The organism is Stenotrophomonas capsici (assembly GCF_034961085.1).
Classification (GTDB): domain Bacteria; phylum Pseudomonadota; class Gammaproteobacteria; order Xanthomonadales; family Xanthomonadaceae; genus Stenotrophomonas; species Stenotrophomonas capsici.
The window spans coordinates 354389-371159 of sequence record NZ_JAYFUH010000061.1 but is presented as its reverse complement, the minus strand read 5'-3'; the positions used below and the strand labels follow the sequence as shown (position 1 = coordinate 371159).

Annotated in this window: 16 protein-coding genes and 2 tRNA genes; 10 read left to right on the top strand and 8 right to left on the bottom strand. The window is 60.5% G+C overall.

The annotated features are described in order from the left end of the window. Positions 1 to 54: 54 nt before the first annotated feature. The 3 genes from VA603_RS03560 to VA603_RS03550 all read right to left on the bottom strand — a co-directional run bounded on the left by VA603_RS03560 (position 55) and on the right by VA603_RS03550 (position 4090). Entirely contained in the window at positions 55 to 1257 is a 1203-nt protein-coding gene (locus VA603_RS03560) for a virulence factor family protein (protein ID WP_323437937.1), read from the bottom strand. A gap of 70 nt (positions 1258 to 1327) precedes the next feature. Further along, a complete protein-coding gene (locus VA603_RS03555) occupies positions 1328 to 2236 on the bottom strand; it encodes a M48 family metallopeptidase (protein ID WP_192286098.1) in 909 nt (302 codons plus the stop codon). Positions 2237 to 2302: 66 nt separating this feature from the next. Then, complete coding sequence (locus tag VA603_RS03550; protein ID WP_486679288.1) at positions 2303 to 4090, bottom strand: SUMF1/EgtB/PvdO family nonheme iron enzyme; 1788 nt, start codon at positions 4088 to 4090, stop codon at positions 2303 to 2305. A 224-nt stretch (positions 4091 to 4314) separates the two neighbouring features. Between VA603_RS03550 and rnd the strand changes: the two genes are divergently transcribed. Then, complete coding sequence (gene rnd / locus VA603_RS03545; RefSeq protein ID WP_323437936.1) at positions 4315 to 5397, top strand: ribonuclease D; 1083 nt, start codon at positions 4315 to 4317, stop codon at positions 5395 to 5397. A gap of 269 nt (positions 5398 to 5666) precedes the next feature. On the opposite strand, the gene VA603_RS03540 is transcribed toward rnd, so the two are convergent. Together VA603_RS03540 and VA603_RS03535 are read right to left on the bottom strand one after the other, a co-directional pair. Continuing rightward, a tRNA-Phe gene (locus tag VA603_RS03540) sits at positions 5667 to 5742 on the bottom strand. Positions 5743 to 5974: 232 nt separating this feature from the next. Further along, positions 5975 to 6050 (bottom strand) — tRNA-Ala (locus VA603_RS03535). 268 nt (positions 6051 to 6318) lie between these two features. Between VA603_RS03535 and VA603_RS03530 the strand changes: the two genes are divergently transcribed. Then, entirely contained in the window at positions 6319 to 7536 is a 1218-nt protein-coding gene (locus VA603_RS03530) for a site-specific integrase (protein ID WP_323437935.1), read from the top strand. Positions 7537 to 7552: 16 nt separating this feature from the next. On the opposite strand, the gene VA603_RS03525 is transcribed toward VA603_RS03530, so the two are convergent. Beyond that, positions 7553 to 7798: an XRE family transcriptional regulator gene (locus VA603_RS03525; RefSeq protein WP_323437934.1), complete on the bottom strand. Its 246-nt coding sequence runs from the start codon at positions 7796 to 7798 to the stop codon at positions 7553 to 7555. Between the two features lie 270 nt (positions 7799 to 8068). On the opposite strand from VA603_RS03525, the gene VA603_RS03520 reads away from it, so the two are divergent. After that, entirely contained in the window at positions 8069 to 8491 is a 423-nt protein-coding gene (locus tag VA603_RS03520) for a hypothetical protein (RefSeq protein ID WP_323437933.1), read from the top strand. 84 nt (positions 8492 to 8575) lie between these two features. Then, complete coding sequence (locus VA603_RS03515; protein ID WP_323437932.1) at positions 8576 to 8917, top strand: hypothetical protein; 342 nt, start codon at positions 8576 to 8578, stop codon at positions 8915 to 8917. Between the two features lie 571 nt (positions 8918 to 9488). Here the strand turns inward: VA603_RS03515 and VA603_RS03510 are convergent. Beyond that, positions 9489 to 10067 carry a MarR family winged helix-turn-helix transcriptional regulator gene (locus tag VA603_RS03510; protein ID WP_323437931.1) on the bottom strand — a complete coding sequence of 193 codons (579 nt, stop codon included), beginning with the start codon at positions 10065 to 10067 and terminating at the stop codon, positions 9489 to 9491. Positions 10068 to 10183: 116 nt separating this feature from the next. Here VA603_RS03510 and VA603_RS03505 point away from each other — a divergent pair, with 116 nt between their 5' ends. Both VA603_RS03505 and VA603_RS03500 read left to right on the top strand, forming a co-directional pair. After that, on the top strand, positions 10184 to 10705 hold the full coding sequence (locus VA603_RS03505; protein WP_323437930.1) for a hypothetical protein: 522 nt from the start codon (positions 10184 to 10186) through the stop codon (positions 10703 to 10705). Between the two features lie 149 nt (positions 10706 to 10854). Further along, positions 10855 to 11973 carry a hypothetical protein gene (locus VA603_RS03500; RefSeq protein WP_323437929.1) on the top strand — a complete coding sequence of 373 codons (1119 nt, stop codon included), beginning with the start codon at positions 10855 to 10857 and terminating at the stop codon, positions 11971 to 11973. A 635-nt stretch (positions 11974 to 12608) separates the two neighbouring features. Here the strand turns inward: VA603_RS03500 and VA603_RS03495 are convergent. Beyond that, positions 12609 to 12989: a hypothetical protein gene (locus tag VA603_RS03495; RefSeq protein ID WP_323437928.1), complete on the bottom strand. Its 381-nt coding sequence runs from the start codon at positions 12987 to 12989 to the stop codon at positions 12609 to 12611. Here VA603_RS03495 and VA603_RS03490 point away from each other — a divergent pair. The 4 genes from VA603_RS03490 (at position 12988) to VA603_RS03475 (ending at position 16650) form a co-directional block, all read left to right on the top strand. Continuing rightward, positions 12988 to 13239 (top strand): hypothetical protein, encoded by a 252-nt coding sequence (locus VA603_RS03490; RefSeq protein WP_323437927.1) that lies wholly within the window; start codon positions 12988 to 12990, stop codon positions 13237 to 13239. The genes VA603_RS03495 and VA603_RS03490 overlap by 2 nt on opposite strands. A gap of 96 nt (positions 13240 to 13335) precedes the next feature. Then, complete coding sequence (locus tag VA603_RS03485; RefSeq protein WP_323437926.1) at positions 13336 to 14118, top strand: hypothetical protein; 783 nt, start codon at positions 13336 to 13338, stop codon at positions 14116 to 14118. 79 nt (positions 14119 to 14197) lie between these two features. Then, positions 14198 to 15019, top strand: coding sequence for a hypothetical protein (locus tag VA603_RS03480; protein ID WP_323437925.1), 822 nt, complete (start codon positions 14198 to 14200; stop codon positions 15017 to 15019). A 275-nt stretch (positions 15020 to 15294) separates the two neighbouring features. Continuing rightward, positions 15295 to 16650: a hypothetical protein gene (locus VA603_RS03475; RefSeq protein WP_323437924.1), complete on the top strand. Its 1356-nt coding sequence runs from the start codon at positions 15295 to 15297 to the stop codon at positions 16648 to 16650. Positions 16651 to 16771 lie beyond the last annotated feature (121 nt).

The window sequence follows — 16771 nt, the reverse complement described above, 5'->3', positions numbered from 1 at the left end:
CAACGCCGGCTACTGCAATCCCAGAGGCCATCGGCTTCGCGGCCAAGCCCGCTCCTATCGCTGCGGGGCTGCGTCCCAGGCCTGCAGCACGATACTGGTCAACGCCACCGGGTCACGGTCGAAATGGTGCCCACCCGGCCGCTCCACCGTCTGGATGAAAGGCTTGCCGCGCAGGTCGCGGCACAGGCTGTCCTTCTCATCGGTGCCGTAGATGCACTGCAGCGGCATCGCGTGCAGTTGCTCCAGTGCGGGCAGCACGGGCGTCTCGCGCGAACGCCCCCACCCCAGCCAGCCACCTACCCGGACCTCGAACGCGGCCCCATGGGACAGGCCCAGCAACGACATGAAACGCACCGACTGCTGCTGATCGGCCGGTAGCTGCGGGTAAGCGAACGGCAATACATCGGCACCGAACGAGTAACCGATCAACGCGACGTCGTCTGCCCCCCAACGTTGCCGGTAGGTCTGCAGGGCCTGGCCCAGATCGGCACCCAGTTGCTGCTGGCTGCGCTCGGCCCAGAAGTACTTCAGGCTGTTCCAACCCAGCACGGAAATGCCGCGCTGGTTGAGCTCGCGGGCAATGCCCTTGTCCAGGTCACGCCAGCCCCCATCGCCGGAGAGCACCACTGCCAGACGACGGCTGCCGGCGACCGCCATCTCGATCAGGGGAAGCCGCTGCGTGCCGTCCGGGCGCGCCATCGTCTCCAGTGCGCGGGAAACCACCGCCTCGGCCGGCACCGACTCGACCGCGACGGCATCCCCACCGCCCGTGCAGGGCAGGGGTTCCGGAGCGCCCGGTGTCACCAGCACCCCGGCGAACTCGCCCGCCGCGGCACCGGCGGCGGTTGCGCGGGCCAACGCGGCCTCCCTGCCCTGCGCGACCAACAACGGCAGGAAGAACTGCTGCGCCCGTGCCTGCTTGAGCAGCTTCTGGGTCAACAACGCCGCATCGTCGGCCATGTTCCTGCAGGTCGATGGCGCGCCGCCCAGGCGCTGCCGGTACGCCGTCGAATCCACCACCGCCACCCATGCACCACCCTGCGCCAGCGAGGTGAGCAATGGCCGTTCCCGGGCGGACGATTGCGCGCCCTCGGCGAAGTAGATCACCACACCGCGTGGCTCGCCCTGCGGTGCCACCACTTGCACGTCACCGTACCGACCGGCGTTGACCGATGCACGGTGGTTGCTCCGGCTGCATGCACTGGCCATCACCACGCACAGCAGCGCCATCACGACGCGTACGACAAGGCCCTGCATCGGCCACCGCCATCAACCAAAGGGAAAAACACCCCGCATGTGCCGGCGACCCGGTCGCGGGGTGGACCGCCTACCTTGCCGCTTCGGTGCAGAACTGCTGCCGGTACTGCATTGCCTTGGGCATCAGCGCCTGCAGGTTCTGGATGCGGGTGCCGGGGTTGGGGTGCGTCGACGAGAACTCCGGCGGCGACTGGCCACCGCTGTTGGCGCTCATGCGCTCCCACAGCGGCACCGCTTCCTCGGGATTGAAGCAGGCCGCGGCGGCCAGCATCAGGCCCACTTCGTCGGCCTGGGTTTCATGCGAGCGCGCATACGGCAGCAGATAGCCGTAGCCCATGGCCGACATCATCATCTGCTGTTGCTGCGCATCCAGGCCGCCCGCCGCGCCGGCCATCTGCCCGATCTGGGTCAGCTTCTGCTGGGCCATGCGCTGCGCACCATGGCGCAGCAGCGCATGGGCGATTTCGTGACCCATCACGACCGCCACCGCGTCGGCATTCTGCGCCACCGGGATCAGCCCGGTGTACACCGCCATCTTGCCGCCGGGCAGGCAGAACGCATTGGCCTCGTCGGACTGGATGACGTTGACCTCCCAGTCGAAATCACGGGCGAAATGCTGCGGCTCCAGGCCATGCTCGCGGGCCAGCGCGGTCTCGACCACATCCACCTTGGCGATCAGGCGGCGCGCGATTTCCCGCACCTGCTGGGAGATCTGCGAATCGGGGGCCACCGGCCGCTCCTGGGACAGGATCTCCTGGTAGGCCTGCAGGCCCATGGCCTTCTCTTCCTCGGCGTTGAGCGAGCTGTCGATCAGCACCTTCTCGCCGGTGTAGGGATCAACCGAACGGTTGCCGAAGTAATAGCAGCCTCCATAGATGGCGAAACCCAGCAGGATCACCCAGCGCAGGTTGCCGAACAGCCCACCGCCACGACGGCCCTGGCCGCCCGCGCTCTGATTGCCGAAGGGATCTTGTCGCATGGTGGGGTTCCGTCTGGTCCGGGGTGGCCGGAGCCGATGTTAGCGCGCCGGCGTGCATGGGCAAGGTCAAATACCGCGCACCAGGCGGAAGCCGATCCGCGCCGAGGTCACGTCGGAGTCCTGCGACTGCCGCCACGCCGCCCGGGTCTGCTCCGGCGCGTTGGCCCAGTTGCCACCGCGGATCACCCGCTGCCGGCAACCGGGGTTGTACCAGGCCGCGCCGTCGGCCGGGGCGCGCCGGTAGCTGGCATGCCAGCAGTCGGCCACCCATTCGCTGAGGTTGCCGGCCATGTCGTGCAGCCCCCAGGCGTTGGCGTTGTACATGCCAACCGGCGCCGTGCCCCAGAAGCCGTCGCCATACCCGATGAAGGCATTGTTCCAGTGCCGCCCACTGGGCGAGACGTCCAGGCTGCCGGTGAAGTTGCCGGTGTTCGGCGGCGGGATTGCCGCCTTCCCCCACGGATAGCGCCCCTGGTTGCCGGCACGCAGGGCGTACTCGAATTCCGACTCGCTGGGCAGGCGGTAGTAGCGGCCGGTCTGCTCGCTCAGCCATGCCGCGTAGGCCTCGGCATCGCGCACGCTGACATGCATGACCGGACTGTTCGGCGCGGCCCTGACGCCGTTGTAATCCGATTGCCAATCCACGCCACTGCGGCGGATGAAGTTGCCGCTGCGCTCGTCGTAGACCACCGAATGGCCACGCCGGGTCGCACGCGGGCGCGCATGGGTGGCCTCGACGAAGCGACGGAAGTCGGCCACGGTCACTTCGGTGATCGACATGGCGAAGCCCCGCTCGAAGCGCACCTCATGCTGCGGCCGCTCGGCATCACGGCCACCGATCTCCTCCTGGGTCGCGCCCATCAGGAAGGTGCCATGCGGGACCACCACCATCTGCGGCCCGCGCCCACCATCCTGCAGGGCATCGCTGAACACCTGCCGCGGGCGGAAGCTGCCGTAGTGGGTGACCAGCTCGATGCGCGCGCGCAGCAGTTCCACGGTGGCATCGCCGGGCAAGGCGATGCGTTCGGCCTGGGCCAGCTTGTCGCGGGCGTCCTTCAGGCCTTTGGAGGAGGTGAGGTCACGCAGGCCGGCATTGCGCAGGGCATCCAGCTGGGCGGTGCGGATGGCTTCGATGCGGGCCCGCGCATCGATCAGGGTAGGGCCCTCCCCGCGCACGGTGCCAGCCTTGCCCAACCAGCGCTGGGCGGCGGCGAAATCCGAATCCAGCGCCGCCGCCCGCTCGGCACGGCGGATCAGCCCGCTCTCCACGGCCGCCAGTCCCTGCCGGGCGCGGCTGTTGTCCGGATCGGCGGCCAGCACTTCACGGAACGCCGCCTGCGCGCCCCCACCGTCCTCACCGAACTGCCCCTGGCGCAGCGCCTGTTCCCCGGCCCGGTTCAACGCCAGCAGGCGCCGGGCGGTGGCGATGCGTTCCTGCAAGGCCTGCTCGGCCTTGCCTTCCGGTGCCAGGGCGACCGCCACGCTGACCAGCATCGCCGCCTCGGCCAGGGCCAGGCGCTGTCCCTCGGTCTGCGCCATGCGTGCGTTGGCCAGTGCCCGCAGGCGCTGCCGGGCCTTGTCCAGCCCACGCTGCGCGGCACGGTCACCCGGCTTCTGGGCCAGGATGGCCAGGTACAGCGGAATCGCATCGCCGGCCTCACGGAACAGCCGGTCCTCCGCCAGGGCCTTGTCGGCGTCCTTGCGGGCCTGGGCCAATTGTTCCGGCGCCAGCACGACATCGGGCGCCTGCCAGCGCGGCAACGCGGTGTCCTCCACCTGCGGCACCGGGTCCGGCGTGGCGGCCTCGGCATCCCGCTGGCGGGCCGCCGCGCGGGCCTCCAGGCGCTCGACCACCCGCCCGGCCAGCGACTTGCCCTGCCCGTCGGCGGGCGTCGCCGGTGCAGCCGGGGGCGGATCGCCACAGCCGCTCACTGCCAGCGGCAGCAGCAACACCAGGGTCCAGATGTGGCCAAAACTACGCAAAGCGCCTCCAATAGCCTGCCTGCCCCGTCGGGGCCGGCCCGACGTTAGGCTATTCTCGCCTCCCTGAGCAAACCCTGCAGTTAGACGGAACCCACGTGGCTTATTGGATCAAACACCCATCGGAACTGGACGAGCGCCACCAGCGCCGCCCGACCCGGATTGGACTGGACACCGAGTTCATCCGCGAGCGCACCTATTGGCCGCAACTGGCCCTGGTACAGATGGCGGTCGGTGACGAAGTATTGCTGATCGACCCCCTGGTCCCCGGCATGTGCGAAGCACTCAAACCGTGGCTGACCGATACCTCGATCACCAAGATCATGCACAGCGCCAGCGAAGACCTGGTGGCCTTCAAGTGCGCCTGCGACGCCCTGCCGCGCCCGCTGTTCGACACCCAGATCGGTGCCGCGCTGGCCGGCATTGGTGGCGGCATGGGCTACCAGAAGCTGGTGGCCGAGATCACCGGTACCACCCTGCCCAAGGGCGAGACGCGCTCGGACTGGCTCAAGCGCCCGCTCAGCGACGCCCAGCTGGAGTACGCCGCCGACGACGTGGAATACCTGTTCGCCCTGCACGACGCCATCAGCGAGCGCCTGCAGGCCAAGGACCGCATGCAGTGGCTGCTGGATGATGGCGAACGCCTGTTGGCCAGCGTCGAGCGCGACGAAGGCGAGCACTGGCCGCACCTGTCGATGCGCTCCTCGCAGTTCCTCGAGGCCGATGCGCAACGGCGCCTGCTGCGCTTGCTGCGCTGGCGCGACCAGCAGGCACGCCACAGCGACAAGCCGCGCAGCTGGATCCTGGACAACGAGTTGGCCAACCTGCTCGCGCGCACGCCGCCGGCCGACTACGACGCCATGCTCAAGCTGTTCGGCCGCTTTCCCAAGGCACCGCGCAAGCTCGCGCAGCCGCTGTGGCAGGCACTGAGCACCCCGCTGGCCGACGAGGCCGATGCACCGCTCGCCCTGCCCGCCACCGACGGCAACAAGTCCGTGCTGAAGAAGCTGCAGGATGCAGTGAGCAAGCGCACCGCCGAGCTGGAGCTGCCCGAAGGCTTCCTCGCCTCGCGCAAGCATCTGGAAGCCCTGCTGGAGAGCGGCCACTGGCCCAGCGCATTGGCCGGCTGGCGACAGCAGGAACTGGAAGCCCCGCTGCGCGCCCTGTTGCCCGGCAACTGAGCGCGCCGCACGCCACCCGCGACAAGCCCGCCGCAAGGCGGGCTTTTTCTTGCGTGCTGCGTGCACGCCGCGCGATGCGCAGGAAGTGATCGAAGAACATGGACGCCACGTACCCGTGACACTCCAGGCACGACGCTTGCGGGCGCCCCGTGGGCGCACAACGCATGCTGGCAACGCCAGCGCTCGCCCACGTTGGAACGTGGTGCAGAAACGGTGCAGATTCCAGGAACAAAAAAAGGGCTCGCATTGCTGCGAGCCCTTGAAATTCTTGGTGGCCGAGGACGGAATCGAACCGCCGACACGGGGATTTTCAATCCCCTGCTCTACCAACTGAGCTACTCGGCCACTTTGTTCTCGTTGGCGTTGCCGCCGGCGAGGACGCGAATATTACGCATGTGTTTCGGATTCGGCAAGCGCTTTTCACAAAAATTTTCACATCCGCTGAAATCGCCGCGAAATGACCGATCCGGCAAGGTCCGCACGCTTCCTGCAGCCGTCCCATGACACCCGCATCGCCTCCACGCACGGCCCAAACGAAAAGAGCCGCATCTTCCGATGCGGCCCTTCGTAGAATCATTGGTGGAGCGGAGGAGGATCGAACTCCCGACCTTCGCATTGCGAACGCGACGCTCTCCCAGCTGAGCTACCGCCCCACGCGGTGCTCCGGATTCTACGCGCTGCCTGCGCGTTCGCCAAGGGGCCGTCAGCACAGCAGCAAAGCTTCGCCGGTACGCCTGTCGCCCTGCGGGCCACATCACTCCGAGCTCCCAGCAACCCCGTCAAGACCTCCCGTCCACGAAACCCGGTCTGGCAGGCACGGCACTCGGCCCTCCTTGATCCCGACACGAACGATCCGCATCCAATCGCCGCCCGCACCGGCGTCCTACCTTGCCGGTAAGCCAACTTACGGAAGCCGGTTCAATGCGTGTCCAGCTGACAAAGCGCCAAGTCGAGACCTATCAGCCCCGGGAGCGTCCCTATGAAATCCGGGACGCCCAGGTGCGGGGCCTGATCCTGCGCGTGCAGCCATCAGGCCACAAAGCGTGGATCGTCTCGTGGGCGCATGGGAAGCGGCGCACCATCGGGCCGACGACTGCGATCCCGCTTGATCTGGCCCGTGCCCAAGCTACCCACGCCATCGCTGAGTACCTGCAATCGGGTCTGCCACGAATCGGACAGAGCAAACCTCACGCCCCTACCCTGCAAGACTTCATCGATCAGCGGTATCGGGCTTGGGCGACGCTGGAACTCAAGCGTGGCCACATGTACGCCGACCGGCTGGAGCAGGTCTTCGCTGAACATCTGGACGACCCGCTGACCGGCTTCGACGCGGCCTGGGCCGACCAGTGGCTGCAACAGCGCTTGACGACCCCCACCGGCAAGACCCGGTCTCCGCCCACTCGTTCGACTGCGGCACGCGATCTGGCGTGCTTGCGGGCGGCGCTGTCCAAAGCTGTCAGCTGGGGGCTGATCGCTCGCAACCCCTTGCTGGGGATGCGCATAAAAGGCGGGCAGTCCCGCAAGGTCGTTCGATACTTGTCACTGGACGAAGAAACCCGTCTGCGAGCCGTGATGGCTGCTCGGGATCGCCACATGATTGCCGCCCGCGTATCAGGCAACCGTTGGCGCGCGCTGCGGCAAGAAGCCTTGTACCCCGATATCCCAGCCGATACCTATGGCGATCACCTGACGCCGGTCGTGCTGCTGGCGATGAACACCGGCATGCGACGGGGCGAACTGCTTTCGATGACATGGGGTGATGTCGATCTGGAAGCCAAGATGCTCACGATCCGGGCCGAGAACGCCAAATCAGGGCGTCAGCGCCATATCCCGCTAAACGTCGAAGCACTGGACGTGCTGCAACGCTGGTCGATCCGCACTGGCGGTGAACGCATCGGACGGGTGTTCAACGTCAACGACGTAAAAACCGGCTGGACGAAGCTGTTGGCTGATGCCCGCATCGAGCAATTCCGGTTCCACGACCTGCGCCATCACTTTGCGTCGCGACTGATTCGGGCGGGTGTGGACCTGAACACTGTGCGGGAACTGCTGGGCCATGCTGACATCACGATGACGCTGCGGTACGCCCATCTGGCACCCGACACGCTAGCAGCAGCCGTTGCGAAGTTGGCTGCGTGATGCTTGTCCGCAGTGATTACGAACCCTGCTGGCCCGCCAAACGCTCCAACTCCGCTCGCATACGAGCACGTTGCTCCGCAGGCAGCTTGGCAAACGCAAGAATCGCAGCAGCCAGATCGTCGTCCTCAGCGAACAAGAACGCCAACGGAACATCGAGTGCTTGTGCCAGCTCTGCCGCTTTGGTCATGTCCGCTTGGTTGACGCCGCGCTCGTACCGGTTGATGCGCACCGCCCCACGATTCTTGTCGCTGTCCTTATCCACGATACCTCCCAGCGCGCGCTGAGACAGCCCTCGTAGATCGCGAGCTTCTCTCAGACGCTTGGCAAAGATGGCAGGGATTGCTTCGGGCAAGGACACAAGCAGGCAACGGTGACTGAACCTCAAAGAGCATGACCCATATACCTCAGCAGTAGAATACATTACCGTGACGGTATATAGCCTTGCACGGTAAATAGCAGCCCGCAAGGGCCGGCCGTGCAACTGATCTCAACCGCTCCACACCAATCCATAGGGGGACGTATGAAACGCTTGATGTTGTTTTTTGCCATCGCAACGCTTTCGGGGTGTTCCACAAAGCCGGTCGCCTCTGTCGCGTCACAACCGGTACCCGCAGATCGGATCTTTGCCTACCAACCAGCCGGCAACGACCCGATGACCGGCACACTAATAGTCGCCCGGGATGCAGGGGCGATGATGGGCGCGTGTCCCTTCGCTTTCTCGGTCGATGGGAAAGTCACTGCTCATATCCGCAGAGGCGAAAGCGCCACATTAGCGATCCCAGCCGGCAACCGAATCATCAGCGCAGAACCAACCGGCAAGGGCGTGTGCTCGTGGGGGAATGAGGACAAGCAGCGCCGGGAAACGTCGGTAACGATCGAAACTGGCGTTCAAACCAAGGTTCGCGTAGGTGTAACCAACGACGGAATCATTCAGATCACGCCGACGGCCTTCTGATCTGCGCTACCCCTTCGCACCGCCGCTCAGACTGGGCCGGCGGCATCGCCAAAACAAAACACCACATAACAAGCGGGAATATCAATGACCGATACCACCAGCGGCGGAAATCCATATCAGTGCAGCGCATGCGGAGCCGCGATTCCGTCCAGTCGGCAGTCCACCAATTGCCCGAAGTGCTACGCCAAGCTGCCAAAGGAAGTCGTTGCCAAGCTGCAAGGTGAAGCAGCCTCGAATCCGAGCAGGGGCTCAGCCGAAGCATGCATCGGGCTGGGCGTGATTGCGCTATGCGCGGGGTTATACTTCCTGATCAACCCAAGTGCCAACGGCTACAGCAACGTCGCGAACATGCATGCACTTGCGTTGGGACAAACGTTCACCGTTGCGGGCGCCGTGTTGCTGGGCTTTGGTATTCGCCCGCGCTGATCGTTGAACCGTTACGTACAAGGGCGCGTTGGCAGCGATGTCAGCGCGCCTTTTGCGTTATTGGATGATGGGTTTTGATCGGCTGATCACAGCGGGATGCATCCCCAGCATCAGGATGCACACCAGGGCGCTCGTGACGCTCGTAGAGCGCTACCCAGCACCACGTAGATCCACCCCAACCCTGCACTGCACTGCACTGCGTCCCACATGCACGCGGGCGCGCGGGCGCGCTTCAATGCGATGTGTACTTTGCGTTGTTCGAATGCGGACGATCCAGCATTACGTGCGTGTTTTGATCGCGTCGATTGTTATCGCGCATACCCTCGCTTGTCAGTGCACACCAGACTGGCTACGGCGCTCATGGCGCGTCGCCTGACGCATTACAGCTAAGCATGTAGCTGCGCGTTACGTCGCACCCCAGGTGCGCACTGGTGAGCTCTGAGGCGATGCGTTCCCGCAGCGCGCGAACGCGGGTGATCCATGTCCGCGATGGAAGTCCTAGACGGGACACCGGGATCGCTATCCGTTGCAGGCGAAGTGGAGCATCGGGACGGGCAACTCCATACAGGCGTCAGGATTCGTCCAAGGCACGCCTCTGCGCCTGTGATATCTCCCGCTGTTTCTCAAGCGCGGCCTTTGCAGTCTCCTTATGTCGCTTGACGGCGTGGTACTCACCTCGAAAAGTTTTGGCGATCCGCTTTGCTGCAGCCTCCCTCTCGTCGTTCTCATTCACCAGATTTATCTTCGCCACTGCTTTGAGAAGTCGATCCTTCATCGCATCGCCAAGAACCGAACTGGTGACTTGGAAAGCCTTCTTCCAAATCATGGATGCCTCCTTCAGCACAGCCTTCCCTTTCAGCGTCAACGAAAGTTCGAAAGACTGATCATTCCGCGCACGCTCTGCCACCATGCCATTGCGAACTAATCGTGCGATCAGCACTGACATCGACGCTGGCGTGGTTCCAATAGAACGAGCCAGATCACTCCTAATCGGAGGACGCGACAACGGTCGTTGCTTCCGATTGATCGCCTGCAAAGCCAGGTAGCCGGTACTCGACAGCCCTACCTTCCGCAGTCGCGGCTCAAGACCTCTCAGCAGGCGATTGGTCATGATCAATAAAGCCTCGAACTCCGTGCCGTCGCTATTCATCAAATGCATGTCCTCGGCTTTGCCTTGTTGCAATTAAAACAATTCGGTGCAAATAGTCAATGGCAAAGTTCACCTCACCGGAGGCAATCACGCCGACGGGAAACGAGAGAACTAATATGACCATCAATAATGAACGTGCTATCGCACTCTTTGCAGCCGCTAGCAAAAGCACTGCTGAACTGATCACTGCTCAGACCAAGATTGCGACGGCCATCGTCGGTCAGGAGGTGATCGAGAAGGACGAAGAATGCCGCACCACTCGTTCGTTCGAGTACCGCGAATTGTCTGCCTTCGAGGCAACCGCAGAGCTTGGCAACGCCCTCGCTCGCCAGCTCAACGACAAGTCGAGCCGCTACGACTTGCGCGTGTGTGACGAATCGACGCTGCGCGCGCTTTGGGCGCTGCGCCAGATGATCGACAAGACCGGGATTCCTTACCCGATGTATGTCAGTGAAGCAGTCCAGTGGCTGGAGAAGAACGGCAAGAAGCGCATCCGCCCCGCCATGCTGATGACTTCCGAAGTGCTGCTGCATGTCATGGAGCACTACGACGATGAATCTCTGTCTTGGCGCCGTGCTAACGCGCAACTGGATACGGAAGCTGGCGGGGCTGGCAACGACGGATCCATCGAAGACTAAGCAACACCCGTAGTTGGCGTAACGCACGGATTGGGCGCCCTCCGTGTCAAACGCAGTAATACGTCGCAACATCCGACCGGCCACCAGCAGCCAAGCTGCCACGTAACAACAGCCGACACCATCCAATTCAATCGAGAGAATCAGAAACCATGAAAAACAGCATGGCGGGGCTTACTCGTGCCCGAAATTTGGCAGCAGCCAAAAACGCGGGGCCCGACGCTCTGCACATTGAGCAACTCGTACAAGCCCGCGAGCGTCTCACGACAAAGGACTTCAACGAAGATGTCGATCTGGACGATACCACGCTCCTTCGTTATCGCTACATGACGCCATACGAACGGACCGAGGTATTCTATGCCGCATATCGCGTGCACTACCGTCGCCGCTTTCAGAAACGTACTGGGCGGGAGCCGTATAGGAAAGCCGAAAGGATCAGCCAGCTGAGCGCTCGGGACTTCACCAGCATGTGGCGCGCACGCCAGCGCGCCGATGCCATCGGCATGCCGTATGACCAATTCGTCATTGCGCTCTTCGATCATGCTGATACCCATGGCACGGACCATCTGCCTGCGCCTAACCAGCTCTGCGACGACGACAAATTGCCAATGGTCATCAAGAAGTACGATGAACTGAAAGCAGCGGGACGCATTGATCCGTTCGAACACGGATTTGATCCACGCTTTTATGCCGTCAATTACGTCGGCGATTCCCAGCAACGCGCTGCCCTGGACATGATCGAAGCTGAGATCAACGCACTCGGTCCGGCATCGAAGGCCGGTCGGCTGGCCCGTTACATGAATCTGTATGAGGTCGTTTCCGAGGACGAAGCGGAACGCCGGTTTGGGCCTGACTTGGTTGCGATGGCGAAGGATAAGAATGTCGGCTGGACTGCAGCCACCCCGATTCGGCTCGATTCGCCGCAACCGACACCACCCGCATGCTTTGGACTGTACCGCGATGCGTACCCGACCTGCATGCAATGCCCTGCCAAAAGCGCATGTGTCGAACGCGCGGGCTTGGTTGATGCCGAAGTAATGGCTCGGTACGGTGTACTGGATGTTCCGGCGCAGCGCATCCGCGAAGGCAACCGTAAACGCAAGGAGCGCGAGCGTGATCGCAAGCGCACCGGCAAGACTATGACCGATCAAGAGCAAGCGCGGATCCTGCGGGAAGCGGGCGATCCGAAGGCCAAGTCGAAGCGGGAAAAAGCCAAAGAGCGCCGGGATGCCAAGAAGGCAGCGAAGAATTCCGGAGGCAAGAAGCCGTAGCGGCATGCCGGGATGTGGGATGCCCTGGCCCCCCGGGTAAGGGTGTCACGTTTTCCATTTACCTATTACCTATTAGCTTCTAAGAGAATTAAATAAAAAGATGGAAAACGTGACATCCCTCCCAATGCAGCAGGATTGACAGAGCCGACGTCACTTCGGGCCTTCGGCCCTCGTTCCTTGGCTCTGATGCGCGCCCCCTTCGGGGGACGCGCAAGGGTTTTACTCCGGAGGTGTTAGAAGGAAGACCCTCCGGAAACAACCCGCCTGCTAAAAACTCCCCTACGCAGTTCTGGCGCCACCCTGAACCATTCAGATGGAGATGTGGCTGCTTGCGCCTACGGCGCTCGCAGCGCGCTTCTGGTGAGCTTCTAGCGGTATGCAACACACCAACACACGCGGAATATCCCCGCACTTCCTGGATCTGCGTGATTGTTCGCCCAGGTATGAAGTGATCCTGCGGGAACACGTGATACATGCATACTGCCGCGTCCGACGCCATCAAGGTGTTTGCATGCGGCCGCAGCTGCGATTCAGCGATGATCCACCTTGCATGCAAATCCGGCCATCGATGCGGACGCAACCCTTCGCTGTGTTGGCAACTATTGCTTGCGGTGCTCGCGTATGTCTTGAAGGGATCATGCATGGACAGCCGTGGTGCTTCCCGAATGTGGCAATCGATGCATACAAACCACGACACCGGACGAATCCACGACATTGCCAGCCTCGGAATCAATCCCGGCAGGCGGTAGCAAGTCCGCTTTTGCCCATGCAACCCGCAATCCAATCGCATGCTCTGACACTGAAACACGCGATATGTGGGCGGCAGTGGTGTGGCCGATGCCTGCTGTGGCGTGGAATTCGAGCCAGGTATGAAGTGCTGGCATGGGTTTGGCTTTGTACCTGCGGTGAAATTTCCCGCTGTCCAACTCACTGGCGCGACAGCAGCCGTCCCGACTTCCACTGCCGCTACCTTCCGGCGATACTCCGAAGCCAAACGACACCTCGATCAGACTCATGGAAGACCGCATCAGCACCCGCTTCTGGTTTGAGCACTCATCCGGTATCCGCCTGTATCCATATAAGCTGCGCGACAACCGAACTGGCCATTTGGCGTTTCGGGTTGCTGAACCCCGCGCTGGCGCGAATCGCGTAGTCAACCAACTGCAGTTGGACGATGTGGAAGATGTGTACCGGCACGTGATGCAAATGGGCTGGTCGGTGCGAATTCGACCAATAGATCAGAAGTCCGAAATTGTCCGCACTTAAGACACCCCCATCTGCGACTTTATTTAAATGCAGTAGGCTACAACCCCACCTACTACATACCTATAAAATTCAGAGCCAGATCAACCGGATGAAATGATGGCAAATGCGAAGATAGTTCCCGAAAAAATAAACACTCCGATTCAATTAGTGGCCGCTTGGTTTGCAATACTATTTCTATTGGTATCAGCATTCCTTGTTACGGCCATCAATATCGATAAGCCCACTTGGGCACCTGCTTTTCTATTGATATCGTCAGCCATTACAACTCTCTTGGTTCTCGTCTTTGTAGGACTGATGCTGACAATTTTTCGCCCACACCTCCAGGAAGGAAAGGATTATGCGCGCTGGCTTCGAAATAAGAATGCCTACTCCCCCGGACTGATCAATCAATTGCCGACAGCGCCCGTCGCCACTCTGACGGAGGCCATCGCCCCCCATAAGACCGAAGGAGAAAAAACACACAATTTACTGATTAACATAAACGGACATGTCGATGGTTGGCTAGATATCTTTAGGTCTTTGGTTGAAGCAGGTTTTTTTGTGGAGAAGTACACCGATCCGAGTCCGCTGCAAAAAAACGGCATGGAAAAACCCGAGCACCAAGCATGCATCTGGGTCGGGGAGCGGGTAAGTGCGCCTGCCGCCATTAAGGCAATCAAAATTGCTATCAACCACTGGCCTCACCTTAAGTATCTCGAGCTTTCAAATGACGGAGCAGATCCGCCGGATGAAGTGCATGACGAGCTATTCATTGGCGGGGCTACATCAACAGCACTACAGCGCAATCTGCGCCCTTGGACGGTCGATGAGCTATCAAAACTGCCAGAAGATATTAGCCGGCAGCAATTCCATTCAATGATCAGGTCGAGGTACTCATAGTGAACGGAGCCCCCATCTACCAACCGATTCGCCAAATTAGCTTCAATGGTAGGCTTAGGAAAACTCGCTGGAGGTCAGCTTGACTACCTGTTTTGTAATCCAGCCCTTCGATGGTGGGAAGTTCGACAAGCGATTCAACGATTGCCTCAAGCCAGCCATTGTGGAAGCAGGACTCACCCCATATAGGGTGGATGGCGACCCATCTACCGAGGTTCTAATTTCCTCGATTGAAGATGGGATTAGAAATGCCGCCATATGCCTTGCGGAGATAACAGCAGACAACGCCAACGTATGGTACGAGCTTGGATTTGCTTTCGCATTGGGCAAGCCTGTCGTGATGATCTGCGCCAACGACAGACAGAAGTTCCCGTTCGACATCCAACATCGAAGCGTGATCGTGTATCGCACGGAATCAACCAGCGATTTCAACGAACTTCGCAATCGCATCACAGATACGCTGAAGGCGCGATTGTCAAAGACTGAAATGCTCAAGCAAGCAGCCGAAAATGAGTTGATCTCTGAGGTAAGCGGCGTATCGCACCCGGAGATGGTACTCATCGCTGCGATCGCCTCTGAAGCAAGCAAGCCTACGGATGCCACGAGTCTTTGGTCGGTTAAACAGTCAGTGGAACGCCAAGGCATCACTCCTTTGGGCTGCCAATTGGCATTGCGAAGACTCCTCAATCGAGGGTTCGCCGAGATATGCGTAATCGATGGCGAGTACGAGCAACACGATGGGATTCGACTGACCAATCAAGCTTGGGAATGGGTGGATTTTAATGACAGCTTGTTTGTAACCAGCAAGCCAAAGAATAAGCCCGACGCATCGACTGGTTCGCGGACAGCAAATCGCCCTGCATCCACTCCAGATGATTTTACGGACGACGACATTCCGTTCTAGGAAATACCTAAGCAGTAAAGGTTGAAATAAACCAAGGAGGAGCCCTATCTAAGGGGCTCCTCCTTTTTTTTGCACGCGCTCGGAACTAAAAGAAAAATGGGTATAGTCATGCATACGTGAAATCAGGCGAGCAAGGGATGATGACCAAGCTGTCTGTCCATGTACTGACGCCGCCAGCATCCAAAAAGGTCATTGTGCAGGCAGAGTCCAGAGTGCTCCCTAGATTCATATGACATGAAAGAGTACGCCATCATTGCTAAGGATTGCCCGCCGTAATGACTCAATTCGTCTTCTCACGTCGTGATTTGCAGATAAGAATCAAACGCCTGCAGGGCGTTCTCTCTAACGAGCAGATTTTCGGAATAATCAAGAAGCTCAATACACCCAACGAGCAGCGCCTCCCCACGATGTGGGAGCTCGTTGTCCTGGATGCGTTTGCGCAGGTAGCCTCGGTTCGTCATGAGGCTCCTCTTCCGTCGGGGAAGTGCCCTGATCTTCTCGTCGATTACCAGTCAGCAGCGGGGGGGAAGCTTGTGGTCGTCGGCGACGTCCTTGCCGTTTCCGACAGGGGCTTGGACGAAATGAACCCGGTCGACGTGCTTTTTGAGCAAACCCCCGTCATTGCGAGAAAGCATGGCGTCGATCCTGTGAAGCTTGCTTATAGGATCAATGGCGGGCCAACTGGCAAGCGAGGTCAGGTTAAGATCCAGCTTGCCCTTCCGAACAGAGGCCAGATGATTGCGCTATTGCATAGTGAAGTCGTCCCTTGGCTCAAAGCGATCAACTCGAAGCCGCACGAGCACGCCCTATTCAAGCCGTCCAACAAGAAGTGCGATTTCTCAATCACTTACGATCCTGTTCAAACGACAACTATGGGTAGCTATACAAGCTACGATGTCGCACCATCAAAGGAGGTAAATCCGCTCTACAAAGCGCTCAAAGCGAAGACAGGCCAGCTAGAAGGGGCTCATGAGGGCGCATTCAAACTCTTGGTGGCCTGCGATGGTGACTGCGGGCTGTTTCGCAGCAATGTTTCGATGGCATCGATGGGCGGCACCTTCACCGGCCGGCAGGTGGTCGACCATTTCTTGACCAAGCATTCAAGCATTGATGGCGTACTCCTCATTGGCGTTGAGGAGAAGCGCGAGGTCATGTCCATCCATACGACTAGAATGTTGCGCTATGACCTAATCGTGCGTGCCTCTATCGATCCCAGGCGCCTCACATCCCCCCATGCGGAGCTCGATGAACTGGTCAGGCGTGCCTTGATTCATTTTCCCGAGCCACGCCAAGCCCCATACAACGCAGCTCGTCGTTGCCTAGAACAAGAGAACAGCCAAAGAGCCCAAGGTAGATTTCGCTTAGTCAGCAGAGGAGCAGGAAGTATGAGCGTTAGCATTTCTTCTCGGGACCTAATGCAGCTGCTGTCTGGAAATTTGTCACAAGAAGACTTTTGCAGGGCGTATGGGTTCCATAACAAAGACGTCAATCCCTTTGCGCTTGCCCTCTCCCAGGGACGCTTGATCCAACGCGCCTCATTGAGCAAGTTGGATGAAGACGATGACCTGGTGACCTTCGAATTTGGCCAGACTGATCCAGCCATAGCGCCGTTCTTTACACCTATGGACTAGCCGCCTTTGACAATGTCCGCCTTGCAACACGGGTTGTGGCTGATTGGCGGGCGGCTGAGTGACAGGCTCGATGAGCGGAGCAGCTCTCCGGGCAATCTACAGTTTCAGTCCATTTCGTTGA